The sequence below is a fragment of the Streptomyces sp. NPDC002092 genome (genome assembly GCF_053593775.1).
Genome location: NZ_JBSFDG010000004.1, coordinates 395,563 through 413,384 on the forward strand (window position 1 = coordinate 395,563; position 17,822 = coordinate 413,384).

At 69.6% G+C, this 17,822-nt stretch carries 23 protein-coding genes; 20 read left to right on the plus strand and 3 right to left on the minus strand.

The annotated features are described in order from the left end of the window. The first annotated feature begins 17 nt into the window (after positions 1 to 17). From ACWCRD_RS11930 to ACWCRD_RS11965, 8 genes are all read left to right on the plus strand, one after another. Positions 18 to 962 (plus strand): type II secretion system F family protein, encoded by a 945-nt coding sequence (locus tag ACWCRD_RS11930; RefSeq protein WP_450965702.1) that lies wholly within the window; start codon positions 18 to 20, stop codon positions 960 to 962. Between the two features lie 46 nt (positions 963 to 1,008). Continuing rightward, positions 1,009 to 1,896 (plus strand): DUF5936 domain-containing protein, encoded by an 888-nt coding sequence (locus ACWCRD_RS11935; RefSeq protein ID WP_450965841.1) that lies wholly within the window; start codon positions 1,009 to 1,011, stop codon positions 1,894 to 1,896. Positions 1,897 to 1,915: 19 nt separating this feature from the next. After that, a complete protein-coding gene (locus tag ACWCRD_RS11940) occupies positions 1,916 to 3,478 on the plus strand; it encodes a sensor histidine kinase (RefSeq protein WP_450965703.1) in 1,563 nt (520 codons plus the stop codon). 67 nt (positions 3,479 to 3,545) lie between these two features. Beyond that, entirely contained in the window at positions 3,546 to 4,487 is a 942-nt protein-coding gene (locus tag ACWCRD_RS11945; RefSeq protein ID WP_450965704.1) for a response regulator, read from the plus strand. A gap of 159 nt (positions 4,488 to 4,646) precedes the next feature. After that, positions 4,647 to 4,847: a Flp family type IVb pilin gene (locus ACWCRD_RS11950; RefSeq protein ID WP_232647703.1), complete on the plus strand. Its 201-nt coding sequence runs from the start codon at positions 4,647 to 4,649 to the stop codon at positions 4,845 to 4,847. Continuing rightward, on the plus strand, positions 4,847 to 5,458 hold the full coding sequence (locus ACWCRD_RS11955) for a pilus assembly protein TadG-related protein (protein WP_450965842.1): 612 nt from the start codon (positions 4,847 to 4,849) through the stop codon (positions 5,456 to 5,458). The genes ACWCRD_RS11950 and ACWCRD_RS11955 overlap by 1 nt, the downstream gene beginning before the upstream one ends. A 16-nt stretch (positions 5,459 to 5,474) precedes the next feature. Further along, positions 5,475 to 6,053: a hypothetical protein gene (locus ACWCRD_RS11960; RefSeq protein WP_450965705.1), complete on the plus strand. Its 579-nt coding sequence runs from the start codon at positions 5,475 to 5,477 to the stop codon at positions 6,051 to 6,053. Between the two features lie 8 nt (positions 6,054 to 6,061). Then, positions 6,062 to 6,712, plus strand: a complete 651-nt coding sequence (locus ACWCRD_RS11965; protein WP_450965706.1) for an OmpA family protein — start codon at positions 6,062 to 6,064, stop codon at positions 6,710 to 6,712. 87 nt (positions 6,713 to 6,799) lie between these two features. Here ACWCRD_RS11965 and ACWCRD_RS11970 read toward each other — a convergent pair whose 3' ends face one another. Further along, positions 6,800 to 7,087 (minus strand): GntR family transcriptional regulator, encoded by a 288-nt coding sequence (locus ACWCRD_RS11970; protein ID WP_450965707.1) that lies wholly within the window; start codon positions 7,085 to 7,087, stop codon positions 6,800 to 6,802. Between the two features lie 158 nt (positions 7,088 to 7,245). On the opposite strand from ACWCRD_RS11970, the gene ACWCRD_RS11975 reads away from it, so the two are divergent. From ACWCRD_RS11975 to ACWCRD_RS12010, 8 genes are all read left to right on the plus strand, one after another. Then, complete coding sequence (locus ACWCRD_RS11975) at positions 7,246 to 7,563, plus strand: hypothetical protein (RefSeq protein ID WP_450965708.1); 318 nt, start codon at positions 7,246 to 7,248, stop codon at positions 7,561 to 7,563. A 281-nt stretch (positions 7,564 to 7,844) separates the two neighbouring features. Then, positions 7,845 to 8,192: a Uma2 family endonuclease gene (locus ACWCRD_RS11980; RefSeq protein WP_450965709.1), complete on the plus strand. Its 348-nt coding sequence runs from the start codon at positions 7,845 to 7,847 to the stop codon at positions 8,190 to 8,192. Positions 8,193 to 8,216: 24 nt separating this feature from the next. After that, on the plus strand, positions 8,217 to 8,393 hold the full coding sequence (locus ACWCRD_RS11985) for a hypothetical protein (protein ID WP_450965710.1): 177 nt from the start codon (positions 8,217 to 8,219) through the stop codon (positions 8,391 to 8,393). Between the two features lie 238 nt (positions 8,394 to 8,631). After that, positions 8,632 to 8,901, plus strand: a complete 270-nt coding sequence (locus ACWCRD_RS11990) for a hypothetical protein (protein WP_450965711.1) — start codon at positions 8,632 to 8,634, stop codon at positions 8,899 to 8,901. Positions 8,902 to 9,005: 104 nt separating this feature from the next. Then, complete coding sequence (locus ACWCRD_RS11995; RefSeq protein WP_450965712.1) at positions 9,006 to 9,536, plus strand: N-acetyltransferase family protein; 531 nt, start codon at positions 9,006 to 9,008, stop codon at positions 9,534 to 9,536. A gap of 275 nt (positions 9,537 to 9,811) precedes the next feature. Further along, positions 9,812 to 11,815, plus strand: a complete 2,004-nt coding sequence (locus tag ACWCRD_RS12000) for a PrsW family glutamic-type intramembrane protease (RefSeq protein ID WP_450965713.1) — start codon at positions 9,812 to 9,814, stop codon at positions 11,813 to 11,815. After that, positions 11,812 to 12,201, plus strand: a complete 390-nt coding sequence (locus ACWCRD_RS12005; protein ID WP_450965714.1) for a hypothetical protein — start codon at positions 11,812 to 11,814, stop codon at positions 12,199 to 12,201. The genes ACWCRD_RS12000 and ACWCRD_RS12005 overlap by 4 nt, the downstream gene beginning before the upstream one ends. Before the next feature lie 30 nt (positions 12,202 to 12,231). Beyond that, complete coding sequence (locus tag ACWCRD_RS12010) at positions 12,232 to 12,879, plus strand: hypothetical protein (RefSeq protein WP_450965715.1); 648 nt, start codon at positions 12,232 to 12,234, stop codon at positions 12,877 to 12,879. A gap of 115 nt (positions 12,880 to 12,994) precedes the next feature. On the opposite strand, the gene ACWCRD_RS12015 is transcribed toward ACWCRD_RS12010, so the two are convergent. Further along, positions 12,995 to 13,720, minus strand: coding sequence for an SDR family oxidoreductase (locus ACWCRD_RS12015; RefSeq protein WP_450965716.1), 726 nt, complete (start codon positions 13,718 to 13,720; stop codon positions 12,995 to 12,997). Between the two features lie 104 nt (positions 13,721 to 13,824). Between ACWCRD_RS12015 and ACWCRD_RS12020 the strand changes: the two genes are divergently transcribed. Next, positions 13,825 to 14,673 (plus strand): LysR family transcriptional regulator, encoded by an 849-nt coding sequence (locus ACWCRD_RS12020; protein ID WP_450965717.1) that lies wholly within the window; start codon positions 13,825 to 13,827, stop codon positions 14,671 to 14,673. 27 nt (positions 14,674 to 14,700) lie between these two features. Here the strand turns inward: ACWCRD_RS12020 and ACWCRD_RS12025 are convergent, their stop codons facing one another. Next, positions 14,701 to 15,075: a DUF192 domain-containing protein gene (locus ACWCRD_RS12025; protein ID WP_450965718.1), complete on the minus strand. Its 375-nt coding sequence runs from the start codon at positions 15,073 to 15,075 to the stop codon at positions 14,701 to 14,703. Positions 15,076 to 15,204: 129 nt separating this feature from the next. Here ACWCRD_RS12025 and ACWCRD_RS12030 point away from each other — a divergent pair, with 129 nt between their 5' ends. The 3 genes from ACWCRD_RS12030 (at position 15,205) to ACWCRD_RS12040 (ending at position 17,820) form a co-directional block, all read left to right on the plus strand. Further along, the gene (locus tag ACWCRD_RS12030) at positions 15,205 to 15,966 is read left to right on the plus strand and encodes a prepilin peptidase (RefSeq protein WP_450965719.1); all 762 of its coding nucleotides are present in this window, start codon (positions 15,205 to 15,207) and stop codon (positions 15,964 to 15,966) included. 78 nt (positions 15,967 to 16,044) lie between these two features. Next, positions 16,045 to 16,917: an LLM class flavin-dependent oxidoreductase gene (locus ACWCRD_RS12035; RefSeq protein WP_450965720.1), complete on the plus strand. Its 873-nt coding sequence runs from the start codon at positions 16,045 to 16,047 to the stop codon at positions 16,915 to 16,917. A gap of 87 nt (positions 16,918 to 17,004) precedes the next feature. After that, positions 17,005 to 17,820 carry a methyltransferase domain-containing protein gene (locus tag ACWCRD_RS12040; protein ID WP_450965721.1) on the plus strand — a complete coding sequence of 272 codons (816 nt, stop codon included), beginning with the start codon at positions 17,005 to 17,007 and terminating at the stop codon, positions 17,818 to 17,820. The last annotated feature ends 2 nt before the right edge of the window (positions 17,821 to 17,822 follow it).

The following is a 17,822-nucleotide window of genomic DNA, read 5'->3' on the forward strand; positions in this document are numbered from 1 at the left end:
CAGGTAGGAACCGCCCGATGGATCTGCACACCCTAGTCCTGCTCACCACCGGCATCACCCTGCTGACCTGCGTCCTGGCGGTCGTGGGCCTGCACTCCTACGCCACCGGCAAGGCCCAGCGCCAGGCACTCGTCGACCGCCTCTCGGCCGCCGGGCAGATACCGGCGGGCGGCCGCCGCCGGCGCTTCCGCAAGCTGGACCGCCGCCTGCGCCGTACGAAGCCGGGCAAGAAGCTGGAACTGCGGCTGGCGGCGACGGGCCTGGACATCACTCCGGGCGAGTTCTTCGTCTACATGCTGGCGACGGTGGCGGGCCTGTGGCTCATCGGCCAGGCGTCCCTCGCGCCCTTCTTCGGCCCGCTGGCCGGTCTGCTGGGCATCGGGGTGGCGCTGCAGTTCCTGAACTGGCAGCGGCAGAAGCGGATCGAGAAGTTCATCAACCAACTGCCCGAGCTGGCCCGGATCATGGCCAACGCCACCCAGGCCGGACTGGCGCTGCGCACCGCGATCGGGATGGCGGCGGAGGAACTGGAGGCGCCGGCCGGGGAGGAACTCGCCAAGGTCGCCAACCAGCTGGCACTCGGCGCCTCCATGGACGACGCACTGGGCGAACTCGCCGAGCGGCTGCCGTCACGCGAGCTGGTCGTACTGGTGACGACACTGGTGCTGTCGAACCGGGCGGGCGGACAGGTGGTCACGGCCCTGCGCAACCTCACGGACACCCTCGAGGAACGCAAGGAGACGCGGCGTGAGGTCCGCACCCAGCTCTCCCAGGTCAACATGACCTCGTACGCCGTCCCCGTGCTCGGCGTGGGCTCCCTGTTCCTCATGAACGGCGTCAAGCACGGCGCCCTGGACCGTATGACGGGCTCCTCCGTGGGCCAGGCCGCCGTGATCATCGCCTTCGCGCTCTACGCGGTCGGCTTCATCCTCATCCGCCGCCTGTCCCGCATCGACGTCTGAGACGCCCGAGCGTCCGAGAAACTCTGGAGGGAGGACGACCATGGGACTGGGACTTCTGCTGGCACTGGTGATGGGCCTCGGCGTCGCGGGCATCTTCGCCGGCATCCGCATGTACCGCGCGGACGCCAAGCTGCCCGGCGACCTGGTGCTCGCCCTGGAGGTGGGCTCGACCCGCACGGGCGCGGTCGACTCGCTCGTCGACCGCCTCGGCATGCGGTACGCGCCCGCGGTCCTGCGCCTGATGGGCCCGAAGCTGGTCGCCAGGTACCGCCGCAAGATCGACCTCGCGGGCAACCCCGGCGGCCTGACCATCAACCGCTATGCGGCCCGCCGCGCGGTCTACGGCTTCCTGGGCGGCGTGGGCTTCCTGGTGTTCCTGATGAGGGGCCAGTACCTCGTCGCCCTGCTCCTGCTGGCCTTCGGCGCGTTCTGGACGGAGGTCGGCATCTGGTCGGCCATCCGCATCCGCAAGGACGTCATCGAGCGCACCCTGCCGGACTTCCTCGACGTGCTCGCCGTCGTGGTGAGCGCGGGCCTCGGCTTCCGCCAGGCCCTGGACCGGGTGGCGTCGAAGTACGAGGGCCCCTGGGCGGACGAACTGCGCATCACCCTCCGCCAGATGGACCTCGGCATGAGCCGCCGCCAGGCCTTCGCGGAGCTGCGCCGCCGCAACGACTCCGAACAGGTCGCGATGTTCGTGACGGCGCTGCAGCAGGGCGAGGAACTGGGCGCCCCGATCGTCGACACCCTCGTAGCCCTCGCGAAGGACATGCGCCGCACGGACGCGCAGAACGCCCGCCGCAAGGCGGCCCGAGCGGTACCCAAGGCCACCATGATGATCACCACCTTCATGGTCCCGGCCACGATGATCCTCCTCGGCGCCGGCCTGATCCTCGGCTCCGGCACCGACTTCGGCTCACTCACGGGCAAGTAGGGACGGAGTGACGAGGACGATGGCGACGACAGAGGAACGCGCGGGCCGCGAGGCACGCACGCGACTGCTACGACGACGCCCGAAGACCCCCGAGATCACGACTCCGCCGACGGGCACCGTCCTGCCGCCCCACGCCCGCACGGGCGCCCACGACATCCCGGTGACCTCGGCGACACCGCAGCTGCCCCCGGGGTGGGAACGGGTGGACGCGCCGCTGCCCGCGTTGCCGGCGCAGCCGGATCCCCGGGGCCGGGCCTGGCCGCCGGACCCACCGGCACCTGCGGCTGCACCTGCTCCGGCGGCAGCTCTGGTTTTGCCGACGGGACCACCGGCCCCGGACGACGAGAGCCGCACACCCCCCACGATCCCCCTCCAGATCAACGCCCTCCAGGCCATGTGCCGCCAGGTCTTCGGCTTCCGCCTCGCCATGATCGCGCTGGCCGCCCCCGCCGCCCTCCTCCACGCGGCGCCGGGCCTGGCCACCCGCCTCGTGGGCGCGGCGGTCGTCGCCACGTTCATGGGCTCCTACGTCCTCTTCAGGGACTGGGAGCGCTTCGGCCCCCTGCTCCTGCGGCACCCCACGCTCCTCGCCGTGGACATGCTCTTCGGCTCCCTGCTGCTGATCTCCGCGGGCCCGGACACCCCCCTCGCCTACGTCAGCGTCTGCACCCCGCTGCTGGCCGGCATCGTCTACGGCTGGCGAGGGGCCGCGGTCTTCGCGTCGCTGCAGTCCCTGATCCTCTTCTTCGTGCACGCGGCGGCGAGGGACCTGCACTCCGGCCGCCCCGCGGAGACCCTGCTCCTGCCCGGCCTGTGCGTGATCGCAGGCGCGGTCGGCTCGGCCCTGCGCAACCTCATGTTCCGCTTCGGTGCCGCGACGCAGGCCCTGACCACGATGCAGGCCCGCCTGGCGGTGACGGAGGCCGTCAGCACCGAACGGGCACGTCTGGCAAGGGAGATGCACGACTCCGTGGCGAAGACCCTGCACGGGGTGGCCCTCGCCGCGGACGGCCTGGCGGGCTCGGCGGGCAGCCCTCACCTCGACCCGAAACTGGTCAAACAACAAGCCGAACTGGTCGCCCGCTCGGCCCGCCGAGCCGCCGCCGAGTCCCGCGAGCTGCTGGCCGACCTGCGCCGCGAATCCGACCCGGACCACACGACCGACGTCCTGGCCGAACTGGCGGCCCGCACCCGGGACTTCACCACCCGCACCGGCGTCACGGCGGCCTGCCGTGTGACGGGCGACGACCCGGTGCCACCCGTCCCACCGGCCGTGGCCCGGCAACTCCTCACCATCGCCTCCGAGGCGATGGAGAACGCCCACCGCCACGCGGCCCCGACCCGGGTGGACGTCCACGCAGGCGTCCACGGCGGCCTCCTCCGCATCAGCGTCCAGGACGACGGCCGCGGCCTGCCCTCCGGCACCACCCTCGAACAACTCCGCCGGGCAGGCCACTTCGGCCTGGTCGGCATGGTCGAACGTGCGGCATCGGTGGGCGCCCGCATCAGCATCGGCCGCGGCGCCCACTCCAAGGGCACGGAGGTCTGCCTGGAACTCCCACTGGCGGCGGTGACGACGTAGCCATCGCGCACGACGTAGCCATCGCACCCCACCCCCGTCCTTCCCCCTCCCGAGAGGAGGCCGCCCGATGCCGGACCCCACGAATCCCCACCCAGGCCCCCAACAGCAGCCACCCCACAGCCCGTTCGAGCCGGCCCCGGCGCCCGCGCCGCTCAAGATCGTGGTGGCGGACGACAACCCGGTCGTCCGCGCAGGCCTCACGGCGCTTCTCTCCGGCCGCGCCGACATCACCGTGGTGGCGGAAGCGGCAGACGGCCGCCAGGCCTACGAAGCGGCCCGCCGACACCACCCCGACGTCATCCTCCTGGACGTCCGCATGCCCGGCGTGGACGGCATCTCGGCGCTCCCGTACCTGGTGCAGATCGCCCCGGTCGTGATGCTCACGTACAGCAGGGAGTCGGAGATCGTCCAGGAGGCCCTGCGCCGGGGCGCCGGCGGCTACCTGGTCCACGGCGAGTTCACCGCCGACCAACTGGTCACAGCGGTATGGGACATCAAGGAGGGCAGGGCCCACTTCACGCCTACGGCGGCGGGGGCACTGCTGGAGCAACTGCGCCAGAGGCAAGGAGGCCTTCCGCTTCCAGAGGGTCTGGGTGGTGCAACTGCATACGAAGATGAGCGCCCAGCGCATCCGCATTCGCCGACTCAACAACCCCTCCCGCCAGCAGCTTTAGGCGCACCCCCCACCTCGACCTCCACTATTTCTTCAAAAAACCTTTCGCAGATGCAACCGCATGTGGGACAGTCGTCGTCTGGGTGGTCGAGTGGCCGTCCCGTGGCTGCTCCCGACAGGGCAAGGTTCCAACTGAGCACGAGGGAGGCGGAGATCATGGACCTCATCGCGTCCGGCATGAACAACCAGCAGATCGCCGCCACCTGCTTCATCAGCGAGAAGACGGTCAAGAACCACATCAACCGCATCTTCGCGAAACTCCACAGCACCAGCCGCGCCGAAGCAGCCGCAAAATGGCTCGGCACGGCGCCCGGTTCGGACCGAGGGGCGGGGTGACCTAGATGGCGGCAGGGGGGAACGGGAAGCCACGAGGTCGCGGCCGGGCCATGCTCTGGGCCCTTGATTGGGCCCTGGGGCCCTTCAGCGGGAAGGGTGTTGCACCGTACGGTTCTCGTGCCGAGAGCGGCACGGAGATCCGACCCGGAGGGGAACACCATGAGCAACTGGATCAACACCACTGTCGCGTACCTGCAGACCCGCGCCGCCCGCAACGACAAGGGGCAGACGGCGGTGGAGTATCTGGGGATCATCGCGGTGGTGGTGGCGATCGTGTTGGCCATTACGGGGACGGACATCGGCAACACGATCTACACCGCGATCACGGACAAGATCAACCAGGTCATCGGCAATGGATGATGTTGCCCCGTAGGTACAACGATGCAGGGCAGGCTTTCCCCATCTACATCACGGTGGTGGCGGGCCTGCTCTTTCTCGCGTTCGCGTACCTTGCGGTCGGCCAGGCCGCGGCAAATCGGAACGGGGCCCAGACGGCAGCCGACGCGGCTGCTCTCGCAGCGGCGCAGGACACCCGGGACACACTCGCAGGACAGTGGCTGGACGTCGTACGCGACCCAACGAAGTGGCAGGACTTCCTTGACGGACGAGCGGCGGTTCTCGACGGCTGTCCGCGTGCGAACCAGCTTGCGGCGCAGAACGATGCGCAGATGCTCGGTTGCAACGGGCAACCGTCGGACCTGAGCTACACGGTCCAGGTCAAGACGGACAAGTCCGTCGGAGAGTCGATCGTCCCTGGTACGGAGAACAAGCACTCCACGGCATCCGCCAAGGCCGTGATCGAGCCACTCTGCCCGTTGCCTCCCGGTGGCGATGTCCGAGACAACCCACTGCCGAAGCTCACCTGCAAAAACAAGGAATGGGACCTTAATCCGGACGACCCCACCGGCCTGCCGGGTCCCAAGGATCTCTTTGACGTCCATCTGGCCGACGGACAAGCGAATGACGAGTGACGAAGGAAGCAGAGGCATGAGCATTCGGTTCACAACGAAGGCCCGCAGGGGGATGGTCGCATTGACCGTTGCGGCGGGGCTGGCCGTCGGTGTGGCCGGCTGCGGCGGCGGAAACGACGGCAAGAAGCCGGAGCCGTCGGCCTCCGCTTCTCAGAAGAGCGGATCCCAGCCGAGCGCTCAACAGGGGCAATCGGACACGCCCTTGGCCGAGTTGAAGGGCTCGGACGGGCTGCTTCTGCAGATCACCTCTGCCCAGCGTGATTCGGGCGGTTTCGTCACTGTGAGCGGCACCCTGAAGAACGATGGCGCTCAGAGGGTCACGGTGCCCGCAGCAGTGCGGGGCAACGAGACGGAGATCATTCGAAACGGAATGTCGTTCGGCGGTGCAACTCTCGTCGACAGCCAGAGCAAGAAGCGTTACTACGTGCTGCGTGATACGGAAGGGCGGCCCCTCACGACGACCGGTTTCTCTTCGCTCAAGGCGGGCGAATCAATGGCGGTCTTCATGCAGTTCCCGGCGCCTCCGACCAGCACGACCCAAGTCACCTTCCAACTGCCGTCGTTCGCTTCCGCCCCGATCGAGATCTCTGGGTGAGGCGCACAATGAACCACACACCGCGAACAGGGGCGCCCCGGCTCGCCTTGGTCATCACCGCCGCCTCCCTCATGGTCGCCACCAACCTCGTCGGCGCCGTGACCGCCCACGCGGACGACACCCCGAGCGTCCCGCCCGGCACCGAACCGTCGGCCTCGGCCCCGGTCAAAGTGGACCCCAACGACCCCGACCTCAAACTCCCCGAGGGCGCCACCCTCGCCGCCCCCAAGGTCCTGGACATCAAGTCCGTCGTAGAGGACCAGGGTGGCGAGGAGCGCCGCGAAGACACCAACTCCGACGTCAAGTTCGCCCTTCAGGCCGAAGTCCTGTTCAGCAAGGACAGCGCGAAGCTGAGCGATGAGGCGAAGTCCCGTATCGCCGCGATCGCGGACGAGATCAAGAAGCAGAACGCGACAAAGGTCCGCGTCTTCGGCTTCACGGACAACCTGGGCTCGGCGGCCCACGGCGACGTCCTCTCCCGGCAACGCGCCAACGCGGTACAGAACGTCCTGGACCAGGAGCTGCACGACCCGAACATCACGTTCGAGGTACGCGGCTACGGCGAGCAGTACCCGATCGCGGACAACTCGACGGAGGAGGGCCGGAGGAAGAACCGGCGGGTGGAGGTCACGTTCCCGCGCGGCGAGAGCGGCAACTGACGTAGACCGCGCGATATACGGGAACGAACCGGGGCCCGTCCCGTGCCGTCACAGGCGAGGGGCGACCCCGGTCGTCGTTTGCGGGTGTCAGCCGTCGGCTTTGTCGCTCTCGGACGCGTCGGCATCGGGGGTGCCGGTGGGCAGCGTCGGGACCACATAGGACCCCTTGCCGGACACTGTGTAGATCAAGCCGCGCTCTCGCAGCTCCCGCATGGCGCGGCGCACGGTCATGTGGGCGATGCCGTACTCCTCGGCGAGCCTGAGTGATGCGGGGATCATGCGGTCGGGTGCGTATTCCCCACTGCGGATCCTGGACTCGATCACGTCGGCGAGCTGCATGTAGAGGGGCCGGCCGGATTCGGGGTCAAGGGACATGGCTCGAACGTAGGTAGTTGTGCCATGCTCGGCATCTTTAGCTCTAGCTACAGCTAGATGCATCAAGCTGCGTCACGCTATGTTGGTCACGCAAGAACCCCCGCGACCGTCCGACCGGTCCGGGGGCATTGGCCACCAACCCCATGGAGGTTGACGACGTGAGCATTATCCACGCGACGGCCCGCTGGATCCTGGGCGTCCTCGCGCCCGGTACCGGCACCCGCCGAGCGACCGGACGACCGGCCCCCGCCCGCGCCCCACAGGCGCCCCGCCCAACAGCCGTACCGCTTCCCGCTCACCGCTCTCCGTACGGCCTGCCCGTGCCGCTCGACGGCCGCGCCACCGCACCGATCCGCCCGTATGTGCTGGCGGCCGAGCGCGAGTGTGCCCGGTGGCGCCGGATCGCGCTGGTCATGGCGGCGGACTTCGGCATCGACGTCGACCGGCATGTGGTCGGCTCGGAAAGGGCGGCGTGATGGGGGCGCGAAGCGAGCGGCCCAGGAGGCCGTACGGCGATGACGCGTCGGATGCAGAGCCGGAGCCGCCCGGCATGCGGCAGTCGGGGACACGTCAGCCGGTACGGATGTGTGTGCGCTGCCAGGTGACCACCGAGACCCCGGTCGTGGTGTGCGTGGTGCATCAGAACTCGGGGCCCGGGTTCACCGTGTACGCCTGCCAGGCATGCGCCCCGCACTTCCCGCCGTCGGACGTGTCCGCGTGCGCCGGGGGCCAACGGTGACGGTTCGCGGGACGGCGGATGCGTCGGCGCTGTCGGGGGATCGAGCGGGGCGGTATCCCTGAGGGCTTCAAGGTCGAGGTCTTCGACGGAAGGGTGATCATGACCCCGCGGAGTCCGGAGCAGCACTGGACCGTCTCCGATGTCAAGGATGCGGTGAAGGCCGCGGGCATCGCTCGTGAGCGGGTCTTCGGCGACGTACTCATCACGTTTCCCGGCGAGAACGACGCAGCGCCGGACCTGACGATCGTCGGATTCGACGCCGAGCGGCGGAAGAACAGCTACTCCCGCATCGACGTGCTGGCGGTGGTCGAGGTCCCGTCCGAGCCGGAGGACGAGAAGGACTACGTGCGGAACGTCCGGAAGTAGGGGCGCTATGGGATCGACTTCTACATGATCGCCGACCCGTTCAAGCAGATGGTCACGCTGATGTCGGAGCCGCAGGCCTCGGGGTACGGGCGGGGCGTCGAGATCCCGTACGGCCAGCCGGTCGGTTTCACTCTGGCCACCGGGGAGCGGGTGAAGATCGACACCGGTACTTTCCCCACGCGTGCTGCAGATAGGCGATGACGTCGGGTTCACCTGAGGTGAGGCAGCCGGTGCCACTGCATCGGCTGCCTCGGATCGGCCAAGCCGGCTGGGCCAACGGGCCCTCGTCGGGCTTGATGCAGTGCGGGGCCGATTCCGGAGCGGTATGCGGGGCCGCGGCCCGGGAGACGATCACCTCAAGAGGTTCCGTGAACCTCCATTCCCGCCGTGGTCGGACAGGGGTGCAGAGCCGCACTCTTCTTATGGCATGGTCGACGTCATGATCCGAGTGCCCGCAGAGGTCCGTGCCCTGCTCGCCGCCGTGGCGGAGGCGAGAGGTGTCAGTCTCCATGCCCTGATGGAGGAGATGGCTGCTCAGACGCTGGCTCCCGAGCAGATCAAGGAACGGGCCGACCGTACCCGCGCCCTGCTTGCCGAGCGGTTCGGGCATTACGTGACGGACGATGAGTCCGCGGAGATGCGGCGCAGGATGCGCGAAGCGACAGCTGTTCACCGGAGTGTGCTTGCGGAGACGGAGCCGTCCCATTGAGCTCCGCCGGAAGCCATCTCCTCGAAACGTATCGCGTTGTCGTAGGTCCCGACTGCAGCGCATTCAAAGGGAACCGCACATCGAGCCGGCCACGTCACCTGGGCATGACGACTTCCCGGATTCTGCTGCGAACTGCGAGCCTCGACGACCTGGACCGGATCACCGACCTGCACACCCAGGCGCGCGCCGCGTACTACCAGGCAGGCGGGTTCTCGGAGCCGGATCTCACCTCTCCTGAGGCACGTTCCAGGCGGCGGGAGATGTGGATGCGCGCCGTCGAGAACGACACCAAGACGGTGCTGTGCGCAGTGAGCGGAGGCGAGGCCGTAGGCATCCTGGCGATGGGCCCGCCCCTGGATCCTGACGTGGACACCGCAGTTGCCGGCCAGCTCTACCAGATCCATGTTCGTCCCGGGAACTGGGGACTTGGGATCGGCAGCCGACTGCACGCGGCATTCGTGCAGCAGCTTCGCGATGCGTCTCTGACGACCGGCGTGCTCGAAGCGTGGGAGCGCAACAGCCGGGCTCACGCCTTCTACGCCCGGCACGGATGGAAGCCTGACGGGCACCATCGGCCCGGTCCGGCTGACGCGAACTATGTGCGCATGCGCCTGGAGTTGAGTCCCTCGGCCTGAGCATCTGAGCCGGGGCCTCTGATGCCGAGGAGGAGGCGCTACAGCAAGTGACCGACTTTGCCTGCCTTGATCTCCAGGCCCTACCGGCGCGTTCTCTCTGGCAGGCATGTTCATGTGGGCGAAGGACGCGCGCCCTCGGATCGCCACTCACACCTTTAATCCCCCAGCAACGAAGGCCAGTTAATCGTTGTGGTCATCGACCGGCCGAACTGACATGATGTTCGCGGTAGCAACGTACTTGCTTTGGGGGAGCGGGGGCTTGCGTGACCGTACTCATGACGGCTGCGGCCGTGTACGGGGTCGTCCAGCTGTTCGTGCTGTCGTATCCGACGCGCTCGGTGCGCCTCGCCACAGTGCTGCTGGCGCTCATCGTGGGTGTCTACGTCTGCGGAACGGCCGTGGCCCTGCTGGAATTGACGTACACCAGGTTGATCGCCGACCGGACAGGCCAGTCTCTGATCGACGTCGTGAACACCACGTCCTACACCACGGCTCCTTGGGTGGAGGAACTGGTAAAGGCCTCGCCGTTGTTGGTCGTAGGACTGCATGCCAAGGTACGGCGGCAGTGGGGCTTGGCAGACTTCACCGTGCTGGGGGCTGGGCTGGGCGCTGGATTCGGTCTGTTGGAGTCGCTGCTGCGTTACTCCCTGGACGCGGATCGGGCGTTTGTACGTCACGGCGGCTGGATCGTCCCGGACAGCCTCTCCCCGCCGTACATCCCGGGCCTGAGCCAGGTGCTCACCTCCTGGCTGCCTTCCCCGGCTGCGTCACTGGACCTCGGGCAGACCGGTGACATCTCCGTCCCCACCTTCAACCACCTGGCGTGGACAGCCCTGGTGGGACTGGGAGTCGGCGTTCTATGGCGAGCCAAGAGCTGGGTGAAGTCACTGGCGGTGATTCCGCTCGCCGCGTCGGTGGCGTATCACACCCTGAACAACTATGTCGTCCAACACCCGATCGACAGGCGGGCCAAGCAGTGGCTGGAGCACCTGGACGGCAAGCTGTGGCTCGCCCCTCTGGTGGCACTGCTCCTGGCGATGGCCGTCGACTTGGTCTGCCTGCGTCGGGGAAAGCGGCGAATACCTGGCCTGTTGCTGTCGGCGGAGCGGGCGGACGGCGACACCGCTGCCGTGCTGATCCGCTACGCAAGCCGGCGCCTCCCGTGGACCCCCCTGATCGCGCTGCGCTTCTTACGCTTGCGACGAGCTCTCTGCTTCGCAGCGGCCGGCACCCCGCCCCCTGCCCTTGAGCCGTTGCGCCGGGCAGTGGCCGATATCGCCACGCGGATCGACGTCACCGACCACGAACGGGCTTGGCGTACGGCCGACGTACGCGCCCATGTGAGAGCGGCCAGAGCCGCTGCGGGCGGCCGCAGGCGGCTCGTAGCCCTGATCCCGTGCGTCCTGCTGCTCCCGTCCGTCCTCTTCCTCTGCGTCGGTTCGTTCAAGGCGACGGCCGGGCTCCAGGACTACTTCACCACTGGTAGCGGCCCGAAGGTGCTGCTGGGCTTCGCGATGGCCGCCCTGGCGTGGATCGCCTGGCAGCTGGCCATCCTGGTACGCACCTGGCGGCACGCGGCAGCGCAGCTGCTGGGCGAACAACTCGCGACCCACCGCTTGCGTCTCTCCTCCGCGCTGGCTTCTGCGACGATCGGGACGCTCTTGATCTGGCGCAGCGCGGGGCCGGCCGGCCCCGACGGACGGGTCATTCCCCCGGCACACCTCCTCGACGCCCTGAACCACCTCCTCGTATACCTGGGCTTCGCTCTGCTTCTCCTCTCCCTGCTCGCGCTCTTTCCACCGGGAGCCGGGCTGGCGCTTGCCGGTGTCTCCGCGTGGGGCGAAGGTGCGCTGGGAGCTGTGCTTGCTGCGCGGCTCGGCGCGGCGGGCATCGCCCTGATGGCTGCCGGGGCTGTCGGCGGAGGGGGTGGTGGCGCAGGCGGCGGAACCGGGCAATCTCCGGGCGCCTCCCCTGCGAAGCAGGCTCCGACTGCTTCCGGCGACGCGATCGGAGGGCAGCGGACGGCATCCGGTATCGCAAAATGGGCGCGCGAGCAGGGGTGGACCGAGACACAGACGGAGAACGGTCCGCCGAAGTTCGTCGATGAGAACGGGATAGTCCGTGTGACGTTGAAGCAGGGGAGCAGCCGTGCTCCGGGTAGCGGCATGCCGCATGTGGAAATCAGGAATGCCCAAGGAGAGAGAATTGATCCGAACGGGAATCTCGTCACAAGGAAGAGTCCGGGTAACCACACGCCGATCACTTGGGATCTGCCATGAACGCTGAAAAGGTCGACTATGCGCAGCTCGATGGATTTGCGAATGTCTACCTGGAGGACAGTTTCGTTTTGGAGGTCGAAGCTACCCCGGGATTTCTGGTCCTTGAGGTGGAGCTGGTTCTCACCGCCCAGCATCCCGCCTACCACCCGCCTGTCCCCGGTGAGCAACACTGTTACGCACGGGCGAGGATCGAATTCCCGAAGGTGCGCAACCTGACGTGGACCGACCAGGGAACACCTCCGGCTGTGGACGCCTCCGGAACCAAGGACTTCGGTGGTATCGATGCGCTCTTCTGGAATGGTTCGATCTTCCATGTGGAGGGAGACTGGGGAGCGATTGACGTGGCGTCGGCTCCACCTGCCGTCAGGTTGTCCCCCGAGCTGTGAGTGGACGGGGGCCCGACATCGAGGGGGATTGTGAGAATCGAGGAGATCCTGGCCGGGTTCGACGGACGGGGCCGCGCCTCGTTCCTGATCGGCGCCTTCCAGGCCCTGGACCCGCAGGTGATCACGGCGATCGCCTACGAATGCGGCTACGACCTTCAGGCAACCGAGGCCCCGAGCCGGAGTTCGGTCCGTTTGACCTACGTGCGCAACGACTCGCCGCCGGCCCGCCGGCGCGCCTGGCAGACCCAGGAACGGCTGCGCGCCGGAGGTCCGCTTCTGCCTGTGTGGGGAGTCCCGGGACCGCAGCCCGGGAGCGTTTGGCCGGTGACGGCCGTCGGGATGGCGTCGACACGACAGCGTGTGGCTGCCTACGAGGCGAACGGCGCGAAGGGCCCGGTCGTCGGCTTCGCGTTGCTCGCGCTGGGTTGCTTCGTTTTTGCCTGGGTGGTGCGAGGCACGCCGGGCCCCGCCCTCGGCATGGGGGTGCTGGGTGTTCTCCTGGGGGCCGTTGCCGCACTGGCGCCGCGCTGGGCGAAGCGTTGGTACGAGAGGAACCGGCAGTTGGTCCGGCTCTACGACCGAGAGCGCTCCGGCACGGTGGCGCCGCCACAGCCACCGCCTACGTTGGGTCGTAGCCGTGATGGCCGGACGGATGGAGCGGGTGCCGGCGGGTCTTAACTTCACCATGTCGCGATCTTGGGCGGCGACATACTCCGTGTGTTCTCGTCGCCGCCATGCAGCGCCGTCGAGCCGGTGCCCGGCGGCGCCGATCCGGCGGGACGTTCGGGTCACGTCACCACGGCACCTCCCCCGCGTCCTCGAAGAACCCGCCCGTCGGCCCGTCGTCCGGCAGCGTCGCCAGGTGGATGGCGATCGCCGCGCCCTGTTGCGGGGTGCGGACGCCGCGGAAGCCGTTGAGGTCGGTGGCGCAGTAGCCGGGGCAGCCGGCGTTGATCAGGATGTTCGTGTCGCGCAGTTCCCTGGCGTACTGGACGGTGACGGCGTTGAGGAACGTCTTGGAGGGCGCGTAGGCAACGGCGATCGGGCCGGTTTCTGTGCCGGGAGTGGTCTGCCGGGTGAGGGAGCCGACGCTGCTGGACATGTTCACGATCCGCGGCGAAGCCGACCGGCGCAGCAACGGCAGCATCGCGTTGGTGACGCGGATGACGCCGATCACGTTCGTCTCCACGGCCGCGCGCACCGTGTCGAGGTCGACCGTGGTGGGTGACTGCGGCATGCCGCCGGTGATCCCGGCGTTGTTGACGAGCACGTCGAGGCGTCCGCCGCGGTCCTCCAGCAGCTCGGCGGCTGCGGCCACGCTCGCGTCGTCGGTCACGTCGAGCGGTACGCCGAACGCGTCCACGCCGTCCGCATGCAGCTTCGCCACGGCGGCCTCGCACCGCTCCTCGTTCCGGGCGGCGACCCCGACCCTCCAGCCGAGGGCACCCAGCCCGGCCGCGATCTCGTACCCGATTCCCTTGTTCGCGCCGGTCACCAGCGCGATCGTCTGTTCGCTCATGCGGTCGATCCTGTCCGGGCCCGGCGGGAGCAGGCCAACACCGATCGGGTGGGCAGCGATACCGCAGGGGTATCGATACCGGTCGGGGCCGGTACCCTGGCGGCGTGGAGACGCGTGAACTGCGGTACTTCGTCGCCGTCGCCGAGGAGCTGCACTTCGGCAGGGCCGCACAGCGGCTGGGGATCGCACAGCCCCCGCTGTCGCGGACGATCAGCCGACTCGAACGGCGCCTCGGGGCGGTCCTGCTGGAACGCACCAGCCGCACGGTCGCCCTGACCGAGGCCGGGTCGGTGCTCCTACGGGAGGCCCGCGCGGCACTGGACGCGGTCGAGGCCGCCGAGCGCCGCACCCGCCGCGCCGCCCTCGCCGCGGGCGGCCAGGCCGGAGTGGTCCTTGCCTCGAAGGCCGGCGCGTCCAGCGAACTGCTGGCGAAACTGCTCGACACCTACGCCGCCGAGCCCGATGCGGCCCCCGTCGAGGTGCTCCTGTGCGGAATCGGTGAGCAGGAACGACTGCTGCGCGACGGCCGGGCCGACGTGGCCCTGCTGCACCTGCCGTTCGACGCGACGGCGGGGCTCGACACCGAAGAGCTCTGCACGGAACGGCAGGTCGTGATCCTGCCGGCCGGGCATCCGCTCACCAGCCGGCCCCATGTGCAGATGGCCGACGTCAGGGAGTTGCCCGACCTGCCGATGCCGCGCTGGCCCGGCCGGGACGGCACGTACCCCGACGGCCCGGGTCCACAGGCCCGGGACCATGCGCAGTTGCTCCAGCTGATCGCGCTCGGCCGCGCCTGCTGGATCGCGCCGGAGTCGAGCCGGGGCCAGCTGCGCGACGACCTCGCCACCGTGCCGGTTCTGGACGCACCGGCGGTCACGACGGTCATCGCCTGGCCACCGCACAGCCGCTCCCGGGCCGTCGCGAGCCTTGTCCGCACCGCGACACGTCTCTAGCAGAACAGCCCGGAACCGCAGGCCACCTCAGCCGCCGACCCGCACCTCCACCCGGGCCCCCGGCCTGACCCCCCAGCCCTCCATCGCCCCGGCCTCCGACTCCAGCACATGCCGCGCCCTGGCCCGGAGCAGCCCCAGCCGCCAGGGCTTCATGGTGACCACGGCGATGACGGTCAGCTCGCGGTCGAGGTAGGCGACGTCGATGGGCATCCGCATCCGGAACGTGTGCACGCTGTTGGCGGGGGAGAGCAGCATCGCCCCGTCGACCGAGTCCCGCCCCAACAGCCCTTTCGTACGGGCGCGGTAGGAGGTGGCGATCTCCAGGGGGACGGCGACAGCACCTGCCTCATCCCCCGTACGCACGATCAACTTCCCTGGCCCGTCCGCCCATTGCCGCCCCATCCCGAGGCCCCTCCCACCGCCGCCGTCTGCTGTGCCTGGAACCGAAGGTATCCGCTCCCCACCGCAGTAGGCCCCCCATGGGCCCAGGGGCCCGTGCCGTCCGGCCCGCGCCGGGCATAGGGTCCCGCCGTGCGCACACTCCTCACCCTCGTGGTGGCCCTGTGGGGCGCGGGAGCGGGCCTGCTCCTGCCCCGCGCCGCCCACCGCTTCTCGGTCGACCCGGACCAGCCGTGGAGCGACCGCTGCCCCGCAGGCCACCGGATCACGGGCGCCTTCTCCGGCTGGCTGGGCAGGGCGGACTGCCGACAGACCGAAGGGGCAGAGGGGACAGGGGTGTGCGGTCCGTACGGCCCGAGCAAGGTGGCCGTCTCCACGGCAACCGCCCTCGCCTGTACGGCTCTTGCCGCCGCAGCGGGGCCCCACCCCGAGACGGCGGTCTGGGTGCTCCTCACCCCCGTGGCTGTCCTGCTGACCCTCGTCGACCACCGCGTCCACCGACTCCCCGACGTCCTGACGCTGCCGCTGGCCGCCACGACCGCCGCACTCCTGGGCGCCGCCGCCGCCCTCCCCTCCGCCACGGGATCCTGGCCCACGGCCCTCCTCGGCGGCCTGAGCCTGGGCGCCGCCTACCTCGTCCTCTTCCTCGTCCACCCGTCCGGCATGGGCTTCGGCGACGTGAAACTCGCCCTCGCCCTGGGCACGGCCCTCGGCTGGTACGGCTGGCAGATCCTCGTGACGGGCGCCTTCGCGGGCCTTCTCTACGGCTCGGTGTACGGCTTCGGGATGGTTCTCGCCCGCCGCGCGGGCCGCAAGTCGGCAATTCCGCTCGGCCCGTTCATGATCGGTGGGGCGTTCACAGGACTGCTGCTGGGCGCAGTCGCGGCGGCCTGAGGGCGCGCACTGCGCGCGCCAAAGGCAGCGGTGCATAAAGGAGTTGTTCCGTTCGTCCCGCCCGGATAGGAAGAAGCCATGACTGGACTCGGTGCCGTGTTCCGCCCGCAACTGCCTCCCGAGCGCCTCAGGGACGTCGCCCGCCTCGCGGACGAGAGCGGCCTCGAAGAGCTCTGGCTCTGGGAGGACTGCTTCCGCGAGGGCGGGATCTCCACCGCCGCGGCCGCCCTGGCCTGGACGGAGCGGCTGCGGGTGGGCGTCGGGCTGCTGCCCGTACCGCTGCGCAACGTCGCCATCACCGCCATGGAGACCGCCGCGCTGCACCGGATGTTCCCGGAGCGCGCCGTCGTCGCCGTCGGGCACGGGGTGCAGGACTGGATGGGGCAGGTCGGGGCGCGGGTCGAGTCGCCCGTCACCCTGCTCCGTGAGCACCTGGTCGCGCTGCGGGCCCTCCTCGGCGGTGAGCGGGTGACGACCGAGGGGCGCTACGTCCGGCTCGACGACGTCACGCTCGACTGGCCGCCCGCGGGGCCCGTGCCCGTGCTGGCAGGCGCCACCGGGCCGCGTTCGCTGCGGCTGGCCGGGGAGGCGGCCGACGGCACGATCCTCACCGCGTCGACCACGGCCGACGGCGTACGGCGGGCCCGTCGGCTCATCGACGAGGGCCGGGAGTCCGCCGGTCGCACCGACCCGCACCAGGTGGTCGTGTACCTCCTCACCGCCACCGGCCCCGACGCCACCGCCCGGCTCCACGCCGAACTCACCGACGAGGGGCTGGAGGCCGTCCCCGACCTCGGGGTCGCCGGAGACGCCGCTGCCGTGGCCAAGGCCGTACAGCACCTGGCGGACGCAGGCGCCGACAGGGTGATCCTGCAGCCGACGGGCGACGAGCCCGACCCAGAAGGTTTTGTACGGTTCGCAGCACAAGAGGTCAGACCGCTGGTCCCGTGACCGCAGGGTTCGCACAGTCCGCGACGGTTCGCCAGTGTCCCCTAAGGGGCGCGGGGAACGGCGCGACCAGCCACGACGGAGCCGCAGATGCCGATCCACCGCAAATCACTCGTGCCCCGCAGGGAACCCCACCGCTTCAAGACCCTCCTCGCCGAAGGCGCAGCCGTACCCACCGAAGGCTGGGACTTCTCCTGGTTCAAGGGCCGCGCCACCGAGCAGCGGCCCTCCTGGGGCTACGCCGTCTCCCTGGCAGACCGCCTCGCCGGGGCGAAAGCCGCCCTGGACATCCAGACCGGCGGAGGCGAGGTCCTGCACTTCGCCCTCGGCCGGGCCGCAAAGGCACCGGCGCTCACCGCCGCAACCGAGGGCTGGCCGCCGAACGTGGCCAAGGCCACCGCCCTGCTCCGCCCCCACGGCACCGTGGTCGTCTCCGTGCCCGAGGACGCCCCGCTCCCCTTCGCGGACGGCGCCTTCGACCTCGTCAGCAGCCGGCACCCGGTGACCCCGCACTGGACGGAGATCGCCCGCGTCCTGGAGCCCGGCGGCACGTACTTCGCCCAGCACGTCGGCCCGAACAGCGTCTTCGAACTCGTCGAGTACTTCCTCGGCCCCCAGCCCGAGGCGTCGCGCAGCACCCGCCACCCCGACCACGAACGCGCCGGCGCCGAGGCCGCCGGCCTGGAGATCGTCGACCTGCGCGCCGAACGGCTGCGCATCGAGTTCCACGACATCGCAGCCGTCGTCCACTTCCTGCGCAAGGTGATCTGGATGGTCCCGGGCTTCACGGTCGAGGCGTACGAGGACCGGCTCCGCGCCCTGCACGAACAGATCGAGGCCGAGGGGCCGTTCGTCGCGCACAGCACCCGCCACCTCTTCGAGGCCCGCAAGCCGCACCACCGGTGAGC